Here is a 15,911-nt window from a genome sequence, read left to right on the forward strand (position 1 = left end):
CAGAACGGCGACAGGCATGGTCGCCAGGCAACCGGATCAGTATCCTAGCACCTCCTGGCCCGCCGACGCTAAACCCAGCGGGCCGCCGAACAGGTTAAACACCGTATGAATGCTCTAGCCCGCCGCGCCGCTGGCCTGTTGCTCGGCACGCTCTGCCTGCCGCTCGCGGCCTTCGCCGCCGATGTGCAACCCACCCACGAATTCATCCTCGACAATGGCCTGAAGGTCGTGGTCCGCGAAGACCATCGCGCCCCCGTGGTGGTCTCGCAGATCTGGTACAAGGTCGGCTCCAGCTACGAGACCCCGGGCCAGACCGGCTTGTCCCATGCGCTGGAACACATGATGTTCAAGGGCAGCGCCAAGGTCGGCCCCGGCGAGGCCTCGCGCATTCTGCGTGACCTCGGCGCCGATGAAAACGCCTTCACCAGCGACGATTACACCGCCTATTACCAAGTGCTGGCCCGCGACCGCCTGCCGGTAGCCCTGGAGCTGGAGGCCGACCGCCTTGCCAGCCTGCGCCTGCCTGCCGACGAGTTCAGCCGCGAAATCGAGGTCATCAAGGAAGAACGCCGCCTGCGCACCGACGACCAGCCCAATGCCAAGGCATTCGAGCTGTTCCGCGCCATGGCCTACCCGGCCAGCGGCTATCACACGCCGACCATTGGCTGGATGGCCGACCTGGAACGCATGAAGGTCGAGGAACTGCGCCACTGGTACGAGTCCTGGTACGCCCCCAACAACGCCACCCTGGTGGTGGTCGGTGATGTCACCGCCGACGAGGTCAAGGGCCTGGCGCAGAAGTATTTCGGCAATATTCCCAAACGCGCCGTGCCGCCAGCCAAGCTGCCTCTGGAGCTGGCTGAACCAGGGTGGCGCCAGTTGACCCTGCACGTACGCACCCAGCTGCCAAGCCTGATCTACGGCTTCAACGTGCCCGGCCTGCCCACCGCCAAGGACCCTCGGACGGTGCACGCCCTGCGCCTGATCTCGGCACTGCTCGACGGTGGCTACAGCGCCCGCATGCCGGCCCGCCTGGAGCGTGGCCAGGAACTGGTGGCCGGCGCGTCGTCCAGCTACAACGCCTTCACCCGCGGCGACAGCCTGTTCCTGATCTCGGCGACGCCGAATGTGCAGAAGCAGAAAACCCTCGCCGACGTCGAAAAAGGCATCTGGCAGTTGCTTGAAGAACTCAAGAGCACGCCGCCCAGCGCAGAAGAGCTGGAACGCGTACGCGCCCAGGTCATCGCCGGCCTGGTCTACGACCGCGACTCCATCAGCAGCCAGGCCACCACCATCGGCCAGCTGGAAACCGTCGGCCTGTCCTGGAAGCTGATCGACAGCGAACTGGACGAGCTCAAGCGCGTCACCCCGCAGGACATCCAGAACGCCGCGCGCACCTACTTCACCCGCGAACGCCTGAGCGTTGCCCATGTACTGCCCGAGGAGTCCGCCCATGAGTGATCGCCGCGCACCACGCCCAACCCTGCTGGCCACGGGCATTCGTGCCCTGACGCTGGCGGCAGTGCTGGCCGCTCCGGCCATGGCCGATAACGCTGCCAAGGCCGACAGCAGCGCGGCCCGCCCGGCCAACACCCTGCAGTCGCTGGCCGAACTGAATGGTAAGGCACCCAGCCGGCGTCAGTTGAACATCCAGCACTGGAACACCGCCGAAGGTGCCCGGGTGCTGTTCGTCGAAGCCCGCGAACTGCCCATGTTCGACCTGCGCGTCACCTTCGCTGCCGGCAGCAGCCAGGATGGTGGCACGCCAGGCCTGGCCGCTCTGACCAACGCCATGCTCAACGAGGGCGTGGCCGGCAAGGACGTCACCGCCATCGCCGAGGGCTTCGAAGGCCTGGGCGCAGACTTTGGCAACGGCTCCTACCGCGACATGGCCGTCGCATCGCTGCGCAGCCTCAGTGCCAAGGACAAGCGCGAACCGGCCCTCAAACTGTTTACAGAGGTGGCGGGCAAGCCGACATTCCCCGAGGATGCCCTCAAGCGCATCAAGAACCAGATGCTGGCTGGCTTCGAATATGACAAACAGAACCCCGGCAAGATCGCCGGCAAGGCCCTTTTCGGCAAGCTCTATGGTGACCACCCCTATGCCCACCCAAGCGACGGCACTGCCGAGAGCATCACGGGCATAAGCCTTGCCCAACTGCGCGCGTTCCACGCAAAGGCTTATACCGGCGGCAATGCGGTAATCGCCCTGGTCGGCGACCTCAGCCGTGCAGAGGCCGAAGCCATCGCCGCACAGGTGTCTGCCGGCCTGCCCAAGGGCCCTGCGCTGGCCGCACCGGCCCAACCCGCAGACGCCAAGGCCGGCCTGACCCACATCGACTTCCCGTCCAAGCAGACCCACCTGATGCTGGCCGAACTGGGGATCGACCGCCAGGACCCGGACTGGCCAGCCCTGTCCATGGGCAACCAGATCCTTGGCGGTGGCGCCTTCGGTACCCGGCTGATGAGCGAGGTGAGAGAGAAGCGCGGCCTGACCTACGGCGTTTACTCGGTATTCAGCCCGATGCAGGTACGCGGCCCGTTCATGATCAACCTGCAAACCCGTGCCGAGCTCAGCGAAGGTACGCTCAAGCTGGTGCAAGGCATTCTCGCCGACTACCTGAAGACGGGCCCGACCCAACAGGAACTGGACGATGCCAAGCGCGAACTGGCCGGCAGCTTCCCGCTGTCCAACGCCAGTAATGCCAGTATCGTCGGCCAACTGGGCGCGATCGGCTTCTACAACTTGCCGCTGACCTGGCTTGAGGACTTCATGCAACAGTCCCAGGCCCTTACCGTCGAACAGGTCAAGGCAGCCATGAACAAACACCTGTCAGCCGATAAACTGGTGATCGTCACCGTTGGCCCGAAAGTGCCACAAAAACCGCTGCCAGCACCCACTGACAAGCCCTCCGAGCAACCGCTCGGGGTACCGGAGCACTAATGCCAAGATCCACCCCTCCCGCCCGCCCGCAAGCGGGCCAAAGCAAGGGCCAGGGCCACCTGCGCATCATCGCCGGCGAGTGGCGCAGCCGCCGCCTGGCGGTGCCGGAAGGCGAAGGCCTGCGGCCAACGCCTGACCGCGTGCGGGAAACCGTATTCAACTGGCTGGCCCCCTACATCGAGGGCGCCCGCGTGCTGGACGCCTTCACCGGCAGTGGTGCCCTGGTGCTCGAAGCCCTGTCCCGTGGGGCCGAGGACGCCGTGGCGCTGGACAGTAACCCTGCGGCCATCGCCAACCTGAAGAACAACCTCGAAATCCTGCGCTGCCCTCGCGGGCAAATCCTGCAAACCGACGCCCTGCGCTACCTGCAAGGCCCGGCCAAGCAGCAGTTCGATGTCGTGTTCCTCGACCCGCCGTTCCATCAGGACCTGCTGGCCAACACCTGCAACATGCTGGAGCAGAATCAGTGGCTGGGCGAGCAGGCATGGGTCTACACCGAAAGCGAAGCGGCACCCTCGACCTTGCAGCTGCCGGGCAACTGGCGGCTGCACCGCGAGAAGAAGACCGGCCAGGTGCACTACGCACTCTGGCAGCGGGGCTGATTACCCGCGGGTTGGGTGTACTTAGTTACCGCACCCCACCTGCGCCATGGTTGAAGCTGCACCTTCATTTCCTGAAGGAGCAGTTCAACCATGGCCGAACACCCCTCCCCGCCGCTAATGGCAGCCTCGAAAGGTTCTTTTACCCTCGCCAATGGCCTGCACGTCTGCCTGCGTGAAGACCACCGTGCGCCACTGGTCAGCGTGCAGCTGTGGTACCACGTAGGCTCCAGCTACGAACCTGAAGGCCACACCGGCCTGTCCCATGCCTTGGAACATCTACTGTTCGAGGGCAGCAGCAAACTGGCGCCTGGCCAGTACTCAACCCTGATGACCCGCTTGGGCGGCGACCCGAATGCATTCACCTATGCGGATGCCACGGTATTTCCGCTCACCTTGCCAACCCGCCACCTGGAAATTGCCCTGGAGGCCATGGCTGATGGAATGGCCAGTGCCACCCTCGGCGATACGCCCTTTGCTCGGGAACTGGCAGTGGTCATGGCTGAGCGACGCGAGGCAGTGGACAACAACCCTTGGGCATTGGCGCTGGAGCATCACGACTTGCTGGCTTACGGCAATAGTGGCCATGGCACGCCTGTCATTGGCCACATGTCAGATCTGGAGAGCCTCACTCCAGCCGCAGCACGTACCTGGTACAAGACCTGGTACCACCCCAACAATGCCACCCTCGCCGTGGCCGGCGACATCAGCCTGCTACAACTGCAAACCTTGGTGACGTGCCACTTTGCGGCGATCCCCGCCCATCGCTTGCCGATGCGGCCCTTACCCACAGGGCCCTCCTCCCAGGGCCGGCGTTTTCAGACGCTGCGCCTGCCAGGCTTGCACAACGGCGTGATCATAAGCTTCAAACTACCCAGCCAGCGTACCGCGCGGTCTGCCAGGCAGGCCTACGCGCTGCGTCTGCTTCCCGATCTGCTTGCCAACGGCTACAGCAGCATCCTCCAGCGCAGGCTGCTGCTGGACGAACCAATCCTGCAATACATCAAAGCGACCTATGAACCCTGGCAGCGCGGTGACAGCTTGCTGACCCTTTACGCGTTCTGCAGCCCACACGTAACCCCGCAGACCGCCGCCGAACGACTGATGCAGGAGATCGAAGCGTTTCGCCAGTCGGCGCCAGCCAAGGAACACCTGCAACGTGCCAAGGCTCGTCTGCTGGCCAGGCTGCTGTTCGAACGGGACGACATTGCCGAGCAGGCCCAAACCATGGGTAAACAGGCCGCCTGTGGCTTGCCGGTCATTTCGCTCGAGGAAGAACAACAGGCCATCGAGACCGTGACAGCCGAGCAGGTAGGCCTGGCTGCCTATGAATTCCTCACCCATTCCCGTGCAGCCTTCACGTTCACGCACCACAAGGAAAGCGCTCATGACTGACTCAACGACCCTGCAACAGCCTGCCGGAGCCAACAACCTCTACGGCGGGCTGCTCTCTGCCCAGGGACTTGACCTGGACCAGTTCGAAACCATCCATACACAGGTTCAAGCGTGGAAGACGACTGCGGGCACGGACGTCAAATTCGTTGAAGCACGGGAACTGCCAATCGTTGACGTGATACTACGGTTCAAGGCCGGCACCACGCAGGACACTCTGTACCCTGGCCTGGCAGCCTTGACGCTCTCCATGCTCGATGAGGGTAGCCAAGCCTACACGGCCGCCCAGCAGGCTGAGCACCTGGAGCGCCTGGGCGCGGTCATGGAAAAACAAGTACGTCTGGAACATGCGACGCTGCGCCTTCGCAGCCTTAGCCCCCCTTCTTTGCTCGACCCGGCCTTGGCGGTGTTCACCGACCTCGTGGCCCACCCAGTCTTCCACCCAATGGCCCTGACCAGGATCAAGCGCCAGTTGCTGCAAAACCATGCATCGCGCGAGCGGCTACCCATCCTCAGAGCACGTAGCGAAGCCTTCCGCCACCTGTTCAACGGGCATCCTTACGGCAACCCTCTGGGCAGCACCGCTCAAGGTATCGAGGCCATTACCCCTGAGGACTTGCGGGCATTCCACCAACGCGCCTACAGCGCCAGCAACCTTGAGATGGTCGTGGTAGGCGACCTTTCGCCTGGACAAGCCCAAGCCATCTCACAACAGATCAGCCAGGCCCTGCCGCAAGGCTGGTCGGCCACTGAACTACCGGCGGCCCCATCAGCTCCCAGCGCGACGATAGCCGTCGAGCAGGCTGGTGCCAGCAGTGCGATCCTGCTGGCACTGCCAATGAACGTACCCGCCAACGATCCGGAGTTTCTGGCCCTGACCTTGGCAAGTGCTGTTCTGGGAGAGGGCCTCGAGTCGCGCTTGATGGTGGAGTTGCGCCAACGACGCGGCCTGACCTACGGCGTGCACACGCATGTATTGCCATTGAGTGCAGGCGGCCTGTTCACCGTGGAATGGGAGGTTGCGCCCCAGCATGTGCAGGGCACGCAGGCACTGGTAGAAACCCTGCTACAGGCGTTCATCGACGAAGGGCCCACCCAGCTGGAGCTGCAACTGGCACGCAAACAGCTGGAAGGGCAGTTGCTGCGAGGGATCGCGCAGAACAGGCAACTGGCAACACTGCTGACGGAAGTAACCCATCAACGGCAACCTGCCGATCATCTCGACACGTACAGCGCCCGTATTGCCGAACTTACCCCGGCAGATGTCCGAGCCGTCATGCAGCGCCGGCTGGCCCTGAGCCGCAAGGTGCTTGTCAGTGTCGGACCAGGCGTTCAGCAACAGCCGCTGCCAGCCCCCGACCAATAGCGCAGGTATTGTGGCGCTGTTTCATGGCAAGCTAGCAGGGCACATCATGAGCCACCCAGCATGCCCAGCCACAACGCCACATTCCGTCCGGCCATCGGCCTATCCAATCCCCACCTGCAGACCCTGTGGGGGCCGCTCTGGCGCAAGCTGCCTGAGCTGCAGCGTGACCGAGAGCGGCTGTGGCTGGCCGACGGCGACTTCATCGACCTGGACTGGCACGGCCCGCACCAACCCCATGCGCCACTGGTCATTGTGCTGCATGGGCTGACCGGCTCGTCTCACTCGCCCTACGTGAAAGGCTTGCAGCAAGCGCTGCAAGATCGCGGCTGGGCCAGTGTGGCCGTGAACTGGCGGGGTTGTTCAGGCGAGCCCAACCTGTTGCCGCGCAGCTACCATTCCGGCGCCAGCGAAGACCTGGCGGAAATTGTCAGCCATCTTCGCGCCCAGCGCCCGCTGGCGCCGCTGTATGCAGTGGGTTATTCGCTGGGTGGCAATGTACTGTTGAAATACCTGGGAGAGAGCGGCGTCGCCAGCCAACTGGAGGCAGCGGCTGCAGTTTCGGTGCCCTTTCGCCTGGACCACTGTGCCGACCGTATCGGCCAAGGGTTCTCCAAGGTGTATCAGGCGCATTTCATGCGCGAGATGCTGGCGTATGTTCAGCTCAAGCAGCGGCACTTCCACGCCCGGGGCCAGCATGAACAGCTGGCGACACTGGAACGCTTGGGCCAACTCACCAATTTGCGCACATTCTGGGACTTCGACGGTAAAGTCACTGCACCGCTCAATGGCTTTCGCGATGCGCACGACTACTATCGCCGCTCATCGAGCCACTTCTTCCTTGGCCAGAACCGCACACCTACGCTGATCATCCATTCCAGCGATGACCCGTTCGTGTCCAGCCACAGCCTGCCGACGGCCCGTGAACTGTCACCACAAACCCGCTTCGAACTGCATGACCGCGGTGGGCATGTGGGATTTGTCGATGGTAGCCTGCGAAATCCGGGGTACTACCTGGAACGACGGATTCCGCAGTGGCTGGTGGACGGTAGCTAGCCCGCGAATTGGTAAAGGCTGCGCGCCCCCTGTGGGAGCGGGCATGCCCGCGAACACCGGCATTGCCGGTGCCACCCACCGCGGGGGTTCAACCCGGTCTGCTTACTCGCCGGTGGCCACAGCATGCTGCGGGTTGTTGATCCACTCACTCCACGACCCCGCATACAGCTTGCCCAGCGGGTACCCCGCCAGCGCCAGCGCAAACAGGTTATGGCAAGCGGTTACCCCAGACCCACAATAAGACACCAACTGCTCCGGCGCCCGTCCAGCCAGCTTTTCGGCAAAACGCTGCTTTAGCTCATCCGCCGGCAGAAAACGCCCGTCATCCCCCAGGTTGTCGGTAAACGCCGCACACTGGGCACCGGGAATATGCCCCGCCACCGGGTCGATCGGTTCCACTTCACCACGAAAACGCGGCAAGGCACGCGCATCGATCAAAGTCAGGTCTGTGCTACCAAGGCGCTTGCACAGATGGTCGGCATCGATCAGCAGCTTCGCGTCAGGTTCACCACTGAAAGTGCCCTCACGTTTGGGTGGAGGGTCCAGGCTCAACGGCAGGCTCGCTGCGTGCCAGGCCTTCAAGCCACCGTCGAGAATCGCCACACCACTGCGCTTGCCCAGCCAGACCAGTAGCCACCAGGCGCGGGCGGCAAAGGCGCCGGGGCCGTCGTCGTACAGCACCACCTCGCTGTCGTTGTTCAGGCCCCACTCTCGCAGGCGCTCGACCAGCCGCTGCGGATCGGGCAATGGGTGGCGCCCGGTGCGCCCCTTGCTCACCGGCCCGCTGAGATCCCGGTCCAGGTCGGCAAAATGCGCCCCCTCAATATGCCCCAGGGCATAGCTGCGCTGGCCATAGTCCACATCCTCGAGGGCAAAGCGGCAGTCGAGGATCACCAACTTGGGCGAGCCCAGACGCTCGGCCAACTGCTGCGGGGTGATCAATTGCGCAAGGGGCATGACAATCTCCTGATCGATGGCACGAGAGCCCTGGGCTAGTGCTCCAGGGCCTGGTTGAACGGTACATGGAATTCCTGACACAGCGCGTCTACGGCAGTACGGGCATTGTCGGTGACGAAACCGAGCTCCAGCACCAGCACCTGATAGACGCCGCGCTTGAAGGCTTCTTCACCCAAGTGCGCAGAATGTTCACGCGTGGTGCTGAGAAAACGTACCCATGATGTCAGCACGATCCAGGCGTTGATGGTCAGTGACTCGATCTGCGCCGGCACCATGGCCAGGATGCCAGCCTCGACGAAGCCGCGGTAGATCGCCTGGCCCTGGCGCAGGCAGCGCTCGGAAAAACGCCGGTAACGGGCGGCCAGTTCGGCATCGCTGTCCAGCAGATGCTCCAGGTCACGGTGCAGGAAGCGGTAGTTCCACATCGCCGCCAGCAAGGCCTTGAGGTAGAAGCGCTTGTCTTCCACGGTTGCCGCGCGGCCCTGTGGCGGGCGCAGAAAACTGTCCACCAGCGCTTCGTACTGGCTGAACAACAGGGCAATGATCGCCTGCTTGTTGGGAAAGTGGTAATACAGGTTGCCGGGCGAGATTTCCATGTGCGCGGCAATGTGGTTGGTACTGACGCTGCGTTCGCCCTGCTGGTTGAACAGCTCCAGGCTGTTCTGCACGATGCGCTCTCGGGTCTTCATGCGCGGGGCCATGCTCGCTCCCAGTCTGCGGGCCTTCATCAAAGGTTTATCTTACGGCGTATTACAGATGGAATGCACCGTTGAACGGCATGTAAAAATTCGCACCATGGTACAAATTAGAGTATAGGCTCTAGGCAACCCCGGCCCGGACTCGACATCACCATGAACTCGCCCAGTGCCTTGCCCCCTGTGCAATTCGACCTCGACCTCGCGACGACGTTCGCGGCCCAGCGCCTGGCCTTTGCCGGTAACCCGCTGCCACCAGCGGCGCAGCGGCGCCAGTGGCTGAAGAGCCTGCGTGAAGCCTTGCTGAGCAGCCAGGCAGAACTGATCGAAGCCATCAGCCAGGATTTTACCGGGCGCAGCGCCGACGAGACCTTGCTGGCCGAACTGCTACCGTCGGTGCAAGGCCTGCGCCACGCCGAAAAGCACTTGCAACGCTGGATGCGCAGCCGCCGACGCCGCGTCGGCCTGGCGTTCCAGCCGGCCAGCGCACAGGTGCGCTATCAACCCTTGGGCGTGGTCGGCGTCATCGTGCCGTGGAACTACCCGTTGTTCCTCGCCATCGGCCCGTTGACCTGCGCCCTGGCCGCCGGCAACCGGGTCATGCTCAAGCTTAGCGAGGCCACGCCCGCGACGGGCCTGGCCCTGCAGCAACTGCTCGAGCGTGTGTTCCCCACAGACCTGGTCAGCGTTGTGCTCGGTGAGGTCGAGGTGGGCCAGGCCTTCGCCCGCCTGCCCTTCGACCACCTGCTGTTCACCGGTGCCACCAGCGTGGGCCGCCAGGTGATGCAGGCTGCCGCGCACAACCTGACCCCGGTCACCCTGGAGCTGGGTGGCAAATCCCCCGCTATTGTTTCTGACGATGTGCCGCTGGACAGCGCCGCCGAGCGCATCGCCTTCGGCAAGACCCTAAACGCCGGCCAGACCTGCGTCGCCCCCGACTACGTACTGGTGCCGCGCGAACGGCTGCCCGCCTTCAGCGACGCCTACCAGCGCGCCGTGCACCGACTGTACCCGCGCATCGCCGACAACCCCGACTACACCGCCATCATCAACCCGCGCCAGTTGCAGCGCTTGCAGCACCTGCTGGACGATGCCCGCGCCAAAGGCGCGCAAGTACTCGACTTGTACCCAGGCGAAACCCCGCAGGGCCGACGCCTGCCGCCACACCTGCTGCTGGACGTGAACGACAGCATGCAGGTGATGCAAGACGAAATCTTCGGCCCGCTATTGCCGTTAGTGCCTTATGACGGCATCGACCAGGCGTTGGCCTACATCAACCAGCGCCCACGCCCATTGGCGCTGTACTTCTTTGGCTATGACCGCCGCACCCAGGAGCATGTGCTGCGTCACACCCACTCCGGCGGTGTGTGCCTGAACGATACCTTGCTGCATGTCGCCCAGGACGATCTGCCCTTCGGCGGCATCGGCCCTTCAGGCATGGGCCACTACCATGGTCATGACGGTTTCCTCACCTTCAGCAAGGCCAAGGCGGTACTTGCCAAGCAACGCTTCAACGCCGCACGGCTGATCTACCCGCCTTATGGCAAAGCCTTGCAGCGCCTGGTCTACAAACTGTTCATCCGCTGAGGGCCGCGCCATGCACCGCCGCGACCTGCTGCGTTTCAGCCTCGGCGCCAGTGCTTTTCTGGCGGGTGCCAGCCTGGTGGGGTGCAGCGTGCAAACCGCCGCGACCGGCTATCAGGTACTTCGTGACGACGACCTGCCCCTGCTGCGTGCGCTGATCCCGGTGGTCCTGACCGGTACACAGGCCACCGAGGCGCCGGTGTTGCGCAGCCTCGACAACAAGCTGGCGGCGTTGTCGCCGGAAATGCTCAAGCTCACCCGGCAATTGTTCGACGTGCTCAGCCTGCCGCTGACTCGCGGCCCGCTGACCGGCGTCTGGGGCAGCTGGGGCCAAGCTGGCGCCACGCAGGTCACGGCGTTCCTGCAACGCTGGCAGGACAGCTCGCTGAACCTGCTACGCATGGGGCACGCCTCGTTGCTGCAACTGCTGCAAATGGCCTGGTACGAACGCCCCGAATCCTGGGCAGGCTGCGGTTACCCGGGCCCACCGAAAATCTGAAAACAACAAGAGCATCGCCAATGCCTGTCCCCGACCCGTTTCGCCAAGGCCTCGAACGCGGCTGGATCACCCACGACGCCTCGCGCCTGGAGCACGACCTGTTTCTGGAGGCCGACATTGCCGTGATCGGCAGTGGTGCCGGCGGCGCCACCAGTGCGCAGATGCTCAGCGCTGCCGGTTTCAAGGTACTGCTGATCGAAGAAGGCCAACTGAAGACCAGCAGCGATTTCCACCTGCTGGAGAGCGAAGCCTACGCCAGCCTGTACCAGGAAGGGCTGGGGCGCATGAGCAAGGATGGCGCCATTACCATCCTGCAGGGCCGCGCCGTGGGCGGCACCACGCTGGTGAACTGGACCTCGAGCTTTCGTACCCCGCCGCAAACCCTGGCGCACTGGGCCTCGGCCCATGGCGTGAACGGTTTGGGCGAGGATGAACTGCGCCCCTGGTTCGAGCGCATGGAGCAGGAACTGGGCATCAGCCCTTGGGCCTTGCCGCCGAATGCCAACAACGATGTGCTGCGCCGGGGCTGCGAACAGCTGGGCTACCGCTGGGGGGTGATCCCGCGCAATGTGCGCGGCTGCTGGAACCTGGGCTACTGCGGCATGGGCTGCCCGGTGAATGCCAAACAATCGATGCTGGTGACCCGTATACCTGCCACCCTCGAGCAAGGCGGCGAACTGCTGTACCTGGCGCGGGCCGAGCGCTTCGCTCACAACGGCGAACGCATTCAGAGCCTGACATGCCAGGCCCTGGACGCCCAGGGCATACACCCTACCGGCAGGCAGGTCAGCGTGCAGGCACGCCATTACCTCCTGGCCGGTGGCGGTATCAACAGCCCGGCCCTGCTGCTGCGCTCTGCCGCGCCCGACCCGCATGGTCGCCTGGGCAAGCGAACCTTCCTGCACCTGGTCAACTTCAGTGCGGCACGCTTCAGCGAGCGTATCGACCCCTACTATGGCGCCCCGCAGTCGATCTACAGCGATCACTTTCAGTGGCAAGACGGCGCAGACGGTCCGGTTGGCTACAAGCTGGAAGTGCCGCCACTGCACCCGGCCCTGGCCAGCACCCTGCTGGGCGGGCACGGCCACGAGAATGCCCAGCGCATGGCCGAGCTGCCCCATACCCATGTGATGCTGGCGCTGCTACGCGATGGTTTTCACCCCGAAAGCCAGGGCGGGTCCGTGGAGCTGCGCGGCGATGGTTCACCCGTGCTCGATTATCCGGTCACCGACTACCTGCGTGACGGCTTGCGGCGCGCCTACCGCAGCATGGCACACGTCCAGTTTGCCGCTGGCGCCACCCAGGTAACCCCGGTGCACAGCGACGCCAGCGCCGCCTCTAGCCTGGAACAGGCCCTGACCATGATCGACAAACTGCGCCTGGAGCCCTTCCGCACGCGCTTGGGCAGCGCCCATGTGATGGGCGGCTGCGCCCTCGGCGAAGACCCGCGCCACGCGGTGTGCGACAGCCTGGGCCGCCATCACCAGCTGGAAAACCTGTCGATTCACGACGGTTCACTGTTCCCCACCAGCATCGGCGCCAACCCGCAATTGTCGGTGTATGCCATCAGCGCCAGGCTCAGCGAAGCACTGGTCAGCCGCCTGGCACACAGCGCATGACAACGAACATGGCCCCTGTCTATAGTGCCATCAGTCGGCCGCATGACTTGGCCGGGGCGCCGTCGCTGCGCTACCATCCGACTCCCCAACGCACTCCAGCCAGGATGACGCGATGAACCGAGTGTTGTACCCGGGTACTTTCGACCCCATTACCAAAGGCCATGGCGATCTGGTCGAGCGCGCTTCGCGGCTATTCGACCACGTGATCATCGCGGTGGCGGCCAGCCCCAAGAAAAACCCTTTGTTCCCCCTGGAGCAACGGGTTGAGCTCGCCCGTGAGGTCACCAAGCACCTGCCCAATGTCGAAGTCATCGGCTTCTCTTCCCTGTTGGCGCATTTCGCCAAGGAACAGGGCGCCAACGTCTTCCTGCGTGGCCTGCGTGCGGTGTCCGACTTCGAGTACGAGTTCCAGCTGGCGAACATGAACCGGCAACTGGCCCCCGACGTCGAGAGCCTGTTCCTGACGCCGTCGGAGCGTTATTCGTTCATTTCCTCGACCCTGGTCCGGGAGATTGCGGCGCTGGGCGGTGATATCAGCAAGTTCGTCCACCCGGTGGTGGCCGACGCACTGACTGAACGCTTCAAGAAGCAAGCCTGACGCCTGATTGTCGCGCCCGCGTGCACTGCGGGCGCGAATGCGGCACAATTGTGCCCATTGCGTTGAACATGCCCGGGCTGTGAGCCCCGGCCGGAGTCCCCATGTCCCTGATCATCACCGACGATTGCATCAATTGCGACGTCTGCGAACCCGAGTGCCCGAACGAGGCTATCTCCCAAGGCGAAGAGATCTACGTGATCGACCCTAACCTGTGCACCCAGTGCGTAGGCCATTACGACGAGCCGCAGTGCCAGCAGGTCTGCCCGGTCGACTGCATCCCGCTGGATGAAGCGCACCCGGAAACCGAAGAACAGCTGATGGCCAAGTATCGTCGGATCACTGGCAAGGGCTGATCACTGCCCTTCCCTGCACGGTCCCTGTGGGAGCGGGCATGCCCGCGAACACCGGCGTAGCCGGTGCCATTCATCGCGTCGCCTGTTTCGCGGGCTTGCCCGCTCCCACAGTTACCGCGCCAACATTCAGGTTTCGCTTCAGGCGAAGAGATCTGCGTGATCGCCCCCTTACCTGTGCCTGGCAAGGGCTGATCACTGCCCTTTCCTGCACGGCCCCTGTGGGAGCGGGCATGCCCGCGAACACCGGCGTAGCCGGTGCCATTCATCGCGTCGCCTGTTTCGCGGGCTTGCCCGCTCCCAGTTACCGCGCCAACGTTCAGGTTTTGCTTCAGGCGAAGAGATCTGCGTGATCGCCCCCTTACCTGTGCCTGGCAAGGGCTGATCACTGCCCTTCCCTGCACGGTCCCAGTGGGAGCGGGCATGCCCGCGAACACCGGCGCAGCCGGTGCCATTCATCGCGTCGCCTGTTTCGCGGGCTTGCCCGCTCCCACAGTTACCGCGCCAACGTTCAGGTTTCGCTTCAACAGGTTCGCAGCGAACGTTTCATCGTTGGCAGCGCGGGCAGTACACGCTCGCCCTCTGACCCAGCTTCACTTCGCGCAACTCAGTGCCGCATACCTTGCACGGCTGCCCGCCACGCCCGTACACAAACAGTTCCTGCTGGAAGTAGCCCGGCTGCCCATCGCCACCGATGAAGTCACGCAGGGTTGTACCGCCCTGCTCAATCGCCGCCGCCAGCACCCGTTTGATCTCGATCGCCAGTTTCAGGTAGCGCGCCCGGGAAATCCCACCCGCCTCCCGGCGTGGGTCGATACCGGCGGCAAACAACGCCTCGGTGGCGTAGATGTTGCCCACCCCTACCACCACCGTGTTGTCCATGATGAACGGCTTGACCGCCATCGACCGCCCGCGGGACAGCTGGAACAGCCGTTCACCATCGAACAGGTCGGTCAGCGGCTCAGGCCCCAGGCGCAGCAGTAACTCATGGTTCAGAGGGTCCAGGCTCCACAGCATGGCACCAAAGCGGCGTGGGTCGGTGTAGCGCAGCATCAGCCCGGACTCCAGCTCGATGTCGACATGCTCATGCTTGGCCGCCGGCAAGCCCAGCTCGACCAGCCGCAGGTTGCCCGACATGCCCAAGTGGCTGATCAGCGTCCCCACTTCGGCATTGATCAACAGGTACTTGGCGCGTCGCTCCACGCTGACGATGCGCTGCCCCGACAGGCGCACATCGAGGTCTTCCGGGATCGGCCAGCGCAGCCGCCGGTCGCGAACCACCACACGGCTGACCCGCTGGCCTTCCAGGTGTGGCGCAATACCGCGTCGGGTGGTTTCTACTTCTGGCAATTCCGGCATGTGTCAGTGTCCGCCCAACTCGCGAATGTTCTGCTTGAGGTTTTCGAAATCGTATTCCGACAAACCAATGTAATCGAGCACCAAGGGGCCCACCACATTCCATTCGTGGTCCACCGCCTGGTTGCCCAGCACCCGGTAGGACGCGCAGATATGCTCAGCCATCTTCAGCACAGCCAGCAGGTTTTTCAGCTGGCTCTGAGTATTGCGCGAGGTATCGTCGCGGAACACGGCCAAGGCATTGTGGTGGTTGGCGATGGCCGCACTGAGGTGCTCGGGCAAGCGCCAGGATTTGGCTGTGAAGTAGCCGACCACTGAATGGTTGGTGTTGAACGTGCGGTTTTCGGTATCGACCACGCGTGTTTCTTCGTCGGCCTTGGCGTATGCCTCTTCCAGCACGTCCATGTAATCGGGGAAGCGCTTGAGCATCAACGGCACGCCACAGTCATGGAAGAGGCCAAGGGTATAGGCCTCGTCCGCCGCCTGTATGCCGGTACGCTTGGCCAGCGTCAGACAGGTCATCGCGACGTCCTGGGCGGTATCCCAGAAGCGGTTGAGGGTAACGATGGTCTCGTCACTCATCTCGCCCTTGATCGACTGGGCGTTGATCAGGTTGATGATCGAACGGCTACCCAGCAGGTTCACCGCACGCTGGATCGAACCGATCTTGTTCGACAAGCCGAAGTGCGGAGAGTTGACCAGCTTGAGCAAGGCGCCAGAGAGGCCCGGGTCCTGGGAAATCAGCTTGGCGATGGTTTCCAGGTCTGGGTCAGGCATGTACTGCTCGAACTGCAGATCGACCATGATCTGCGGTTGAGGCGGGATGGTGATGCCTTGCAAGGCTTGCTGGATCTGTTCGGCGCTGAGTTCTTGGGACATACGTGCACACTCGTTTAGGA

At 63.6% G+C, this 15,911-nt stretch carries 15 protein-coding genes; 11 read left to right on the top strand and 4 right to left on the bottom strand.

Going from position 1 to position 15,911, the window contains the following annotated elements; all coding sequences use genetic code 11:
- The first annotated feature begins 105 nt into the window (after positions 1-105).
- From AC3RCM_RS26000 to AC3RCM_RS26025, 6 genes are all read left to right on the top strand, one after another.
- On the top strand, positions 106-1,461 hold the full coding sequence (locus AC3RCM_RS26000; protein ID WP_004575476.1) for a M16 family metallopeptidase: 1,356 nt from the start codon (positions 106-108) through the stop codon (positions 1,459-1,461).
- A complete protein-coding gene (locus AC3RCM_RS26005) occupies positions 1,454-2,944 on the top strand; it encodes a M16 family metallopeptidase (RefSeq protein WP_457252247.1) in 1,491 nt (496 codons plus the stop codon). The genes AC3RCM_RS26000 and AC3RCM_RS26005 overlap by 8 nt, the downstream gene beginning before the upstream one ends.
- The gene (gene rsmD, locus AC3RCM_RS26010) at positions 2,944-3,546 is read left to right on the top strand and encodes a 16S rRNA (guanine(966)-N(2))-methyltransferase RsmD (protein ID WP_010955651.1); all 603 of its coding nucleotides are present in this window, start codon (positions 2,944-2,946) and stop codon (positions 3,544-3,546) included. Before AC3RCM_RS26005 ends, rsmD begins: the two co-directional genes overlap by 1 nt.
- A 90-nt stretch (positions 3,547-3,636) precedes the next feature.
- Positions 3,637-4,938: a M16 family metallopeptidase gene (locus tag AC3RCM_RS26015; RefSeq protein WP_492629258.1), complete on the top strand. Its 1,302-nt coding sequence runs from the start codon at positions 3,637-3,639 to the stop codon at positions 4,936-4,938.
- Complete coding sequence (locus AC3RCM_RS26020) at positions 4,931-6,301, top strand: M16 family metallopeptidase (protein WP_409322381.1); 1,371 nt, start codon at positions 4,931-4,933, stop codon at positions 6,299-6,301. The genes AC3RCM_RS26015 and AC3RCM_RS26020 overlap by 8 nt, the downstream gene beginning before the upstream one ends.
- Positions 6,302-6,361: 60 nt before the next feature.
- Positions 6,362-7,354 (top strand): hydrolase, encoded by a 993-nt coding sequence (locus AC3RCM_RS26025; RefSeq protein WP_010955654.1) that lies wholly within the window; start codon positions 6,362-6,364, stop codon positions 7,352-7,354.
- A 102-nt stretch (positions 7,355-7,456) separates the two neighbouring features.
- Here the strand turns inward: AC3RCM_RS26025 and AC3RCM_RS26030 are convergent, their stop codons facing one another.
- Entirely contained in the window at positions 7,457-8,311 is an 855-nt protein-coding gene (locus AC3RCM_RS26030) for a sulfurtransferase (RefSeq protein ID WP_492629259.1), read from the bottom strand.
- 35 nt (positions 8,312-8,346) lie between these two features.
- Complete coding sequence (locus tag AC3RCM_RS26035; protein ID WP_020192222.1) at positions 8,347-9,012, bottom strand: TetR/AcrR family transcriptional regulator; 666 nt, start codon at positions 9,010-9,012, stop codon at positions 8,347-8,349.
- A 150-nt stretch (positions 9,013-9,162) separates the two neighbouring features.
- On the opposite strand from AC3RCM_RS26035, the gene AC3RCM_RS26040 reads away from it, so the two are divergent.
- The 5 genes from AC3RCM_RS26040 (at position 9,163) to AC3RCM_RS26060 (ending at position 13,659) form a co-directional block, all read left to right on the top strand.
- The gene (locus tag AC3RCM_RS26040; protein WP_104886942.1) at positions 9,163-10,593 is read left to right on the top strand and encodes a coniferyl aldehyde dehydrogenase; all 1,431 of its coding nucleotides are present in this window, start codon (positions 9,163-9,165) and stop codon (positions 10,591-10,593) included.
- A 10-nt stretch (positions 10,594-10,603) separates the two neighbouring features.
- Complete coding sequence (locus tag AC3RCM_RS26045) at positions 10,604-11,089, top strand: twin-arginine translocation pathway signal protein (protein ID WP_104886941.1); 486 nt, start codon at positions 10,604-10,606, stop codon at positions 11,087-11,089.
- A 20-nt stretch (positions 11,090-11,109) separates the two neighbouring features.
- The gene (locus AC3RCM_RS26050) at positions 11,110-12,708 is read left to right on the top strand and encodes a GMC family oxidoreductase (protein WP_492629260.1); all 1,599 of its coding nucleotides are present in this window, start codon (positions 11,110-11,112) and stop codon (positions 12,706-12,708) included.
- 112 nt (positions 12,709-12,820) lie between these two features.
- Positions 12,821-13,306, top strand: coding sequence for a pantetheine-phosphate adenylyltransferase (coaD, locus tag AC3RCM_RS26055; protein WP_010955660.1), 486 nt, complete (start codon positions 12,821-12,823; stop codon positions 13,304-13,306).
- Positions 13,307-13,407: 101 nt separating this feature from the next.
- Positions 13,408-13,659 (top strand): YfhL family 4Fe-4S dicluster ferredoxin, encoded by a 252-nt coding sequence (locus AC3RCM_RS26060; RefSeq protein WP_003249063.1) that lies wholly within the window; start codon positions 13,408-13,410, stop codon positions 13,657-13,659.
- A gap of 543 nt (positions 13,660-14,202) precedes the next feature.
- Here the strand turns inward: AC3RCM_RS26060 and mutM are convergent.
- Positions 14,203-15,015, bottom strand: coding sequence for a bifunctional DNA-formamidopyrimidine glycosylase/DNA-(apurinic or apyrimidinic site) lyase (mutM, locus tag AC3RCM_RS26065; protein ID WP_492629261.1), 813 nt, complete (start codon positions 15,013-15,015; stop codon positions 14,203-14,205).
- Between the two features lie 3 nt (positions 15,016-15,018).
- Complete coding sequence (locus tag AC3RCM_RS26070) at positions 15,019-15,837, bottom strand: HDOD domain-containing protein (RefSeq protein WP_172835041.1); 819 nt, start codon at positions 15,835-15,837, stop codon at positions 15,019-15,021.
- Positions 15,838-15,911: the final 74 nt, after the last annotated feature.

It is taken from the genome of Pseudomonas sp. GW823-FHT05G12 (genome assembly GCF_058795575.1).

Excerpts from the sequence above, each read along its gene's own strand:
- AC3RCM_RS26000 (WP_004575476.1), top strand. The coding sequence starts at position 106 with ATGAATGCTCTAGCCCGCCGCGCCGCTGGCCTGTTGCTCGGCACGCTC.
- AC3RCM_RS26005 (WP_457252247.1), top strand. The coding sequence starts at position 1,454 with ATGAGTGATCGCCGCGCACCACGCCCAACCCTGCTGGCCACGGGCATT.
- rsmD (WP_010955651.1), top strand. The coding sequence starts at position 2,944 with ATGCCAAGATCCACCCCTCCCGCCCGCCCGCAAGCGGGCCAAAGCAAG.
- AC3RCM_RS26015 (WP_492629258.1), top strand. The coding sequence starts at position 3,637 with ATGGCCGAACACCCCTCCCCGCCGCTAATGGCAGCCTCGAAAGGTTCT.
- AC3RCM_RS26020 (WP_409322381.1), top strand. The coding sequence starts at position 4,931 with ATGACTGACTCAACGACCCTGCAACAGCCTGCCGGAGCCAACAACCTC.
- AC3RCM_RS26025 (WP_010955654.1), top strand. The coding sequence starts at position 6,362 with ATGCCCAGCCACAACGCCACATTCCGTCCGGCCATCGGCCTATCCAAT.
- AC3RCM_RS26030 (WP_492629259.1), bottom strand. The coding sequence starts at position 8,311 with ATGCCCCTTGCGCAATTGATCACCCCGCAGCAGTTGGCCGAGCGTCTG.
- AC3RCM_RS26035 (WP_020192222.1), bottom strand. The coding sequence starts at position 9,012 with ATGGCCCCGCGCATGAAGACCCGAGAGCGCATCGTGCAGAACAGCCTG.
- AC3RCM_RS26040 (WP_104886942.1), top strand. The coding sequence starts at position 9,163 with ATGAACTCGCCCAGTGCCTTGCCCCCTGTGCAATTCGACCTCGACCTC.
- AC3RCM_RS26045 (WP_104886941.1), top strand. The coding sequence starts at position 10,604 with ATGCACCGCCGCGACCTGCTGCGTTTCAGCCTCGGCGCCAGTGCTTTT.
- AC3RCM_RS26050 (WP_492629260.1), top strand. The coding sequence starts at position 11,110 with ATGCCTGTCCCCGACCCGTTTCGCCAAGGCCTCGAACGCGGCTGGATC.
- coaD (WP_010955660.1), top strand. The coding sequence starts at position 12,821 with ATGAACCGAGTGTTGTACCCGGGTACTTTCGACCCCATTACCAAAGGC.
- AC3RCM_RS26060 (WP_003249063.1), top strand. The coding sequence starts at position 13,408 with ATGTCCCTGATCATCACCGACGATTGCATCAATTGCGACGTCTGCGAA.
- mutM (WP_492629261.1), bottom strand. The coding sequence starts at position 15,015 with ATGCCGGAATTGCCAGAAGTAGAAACCACCCGACGCGGTATTGCGCCA.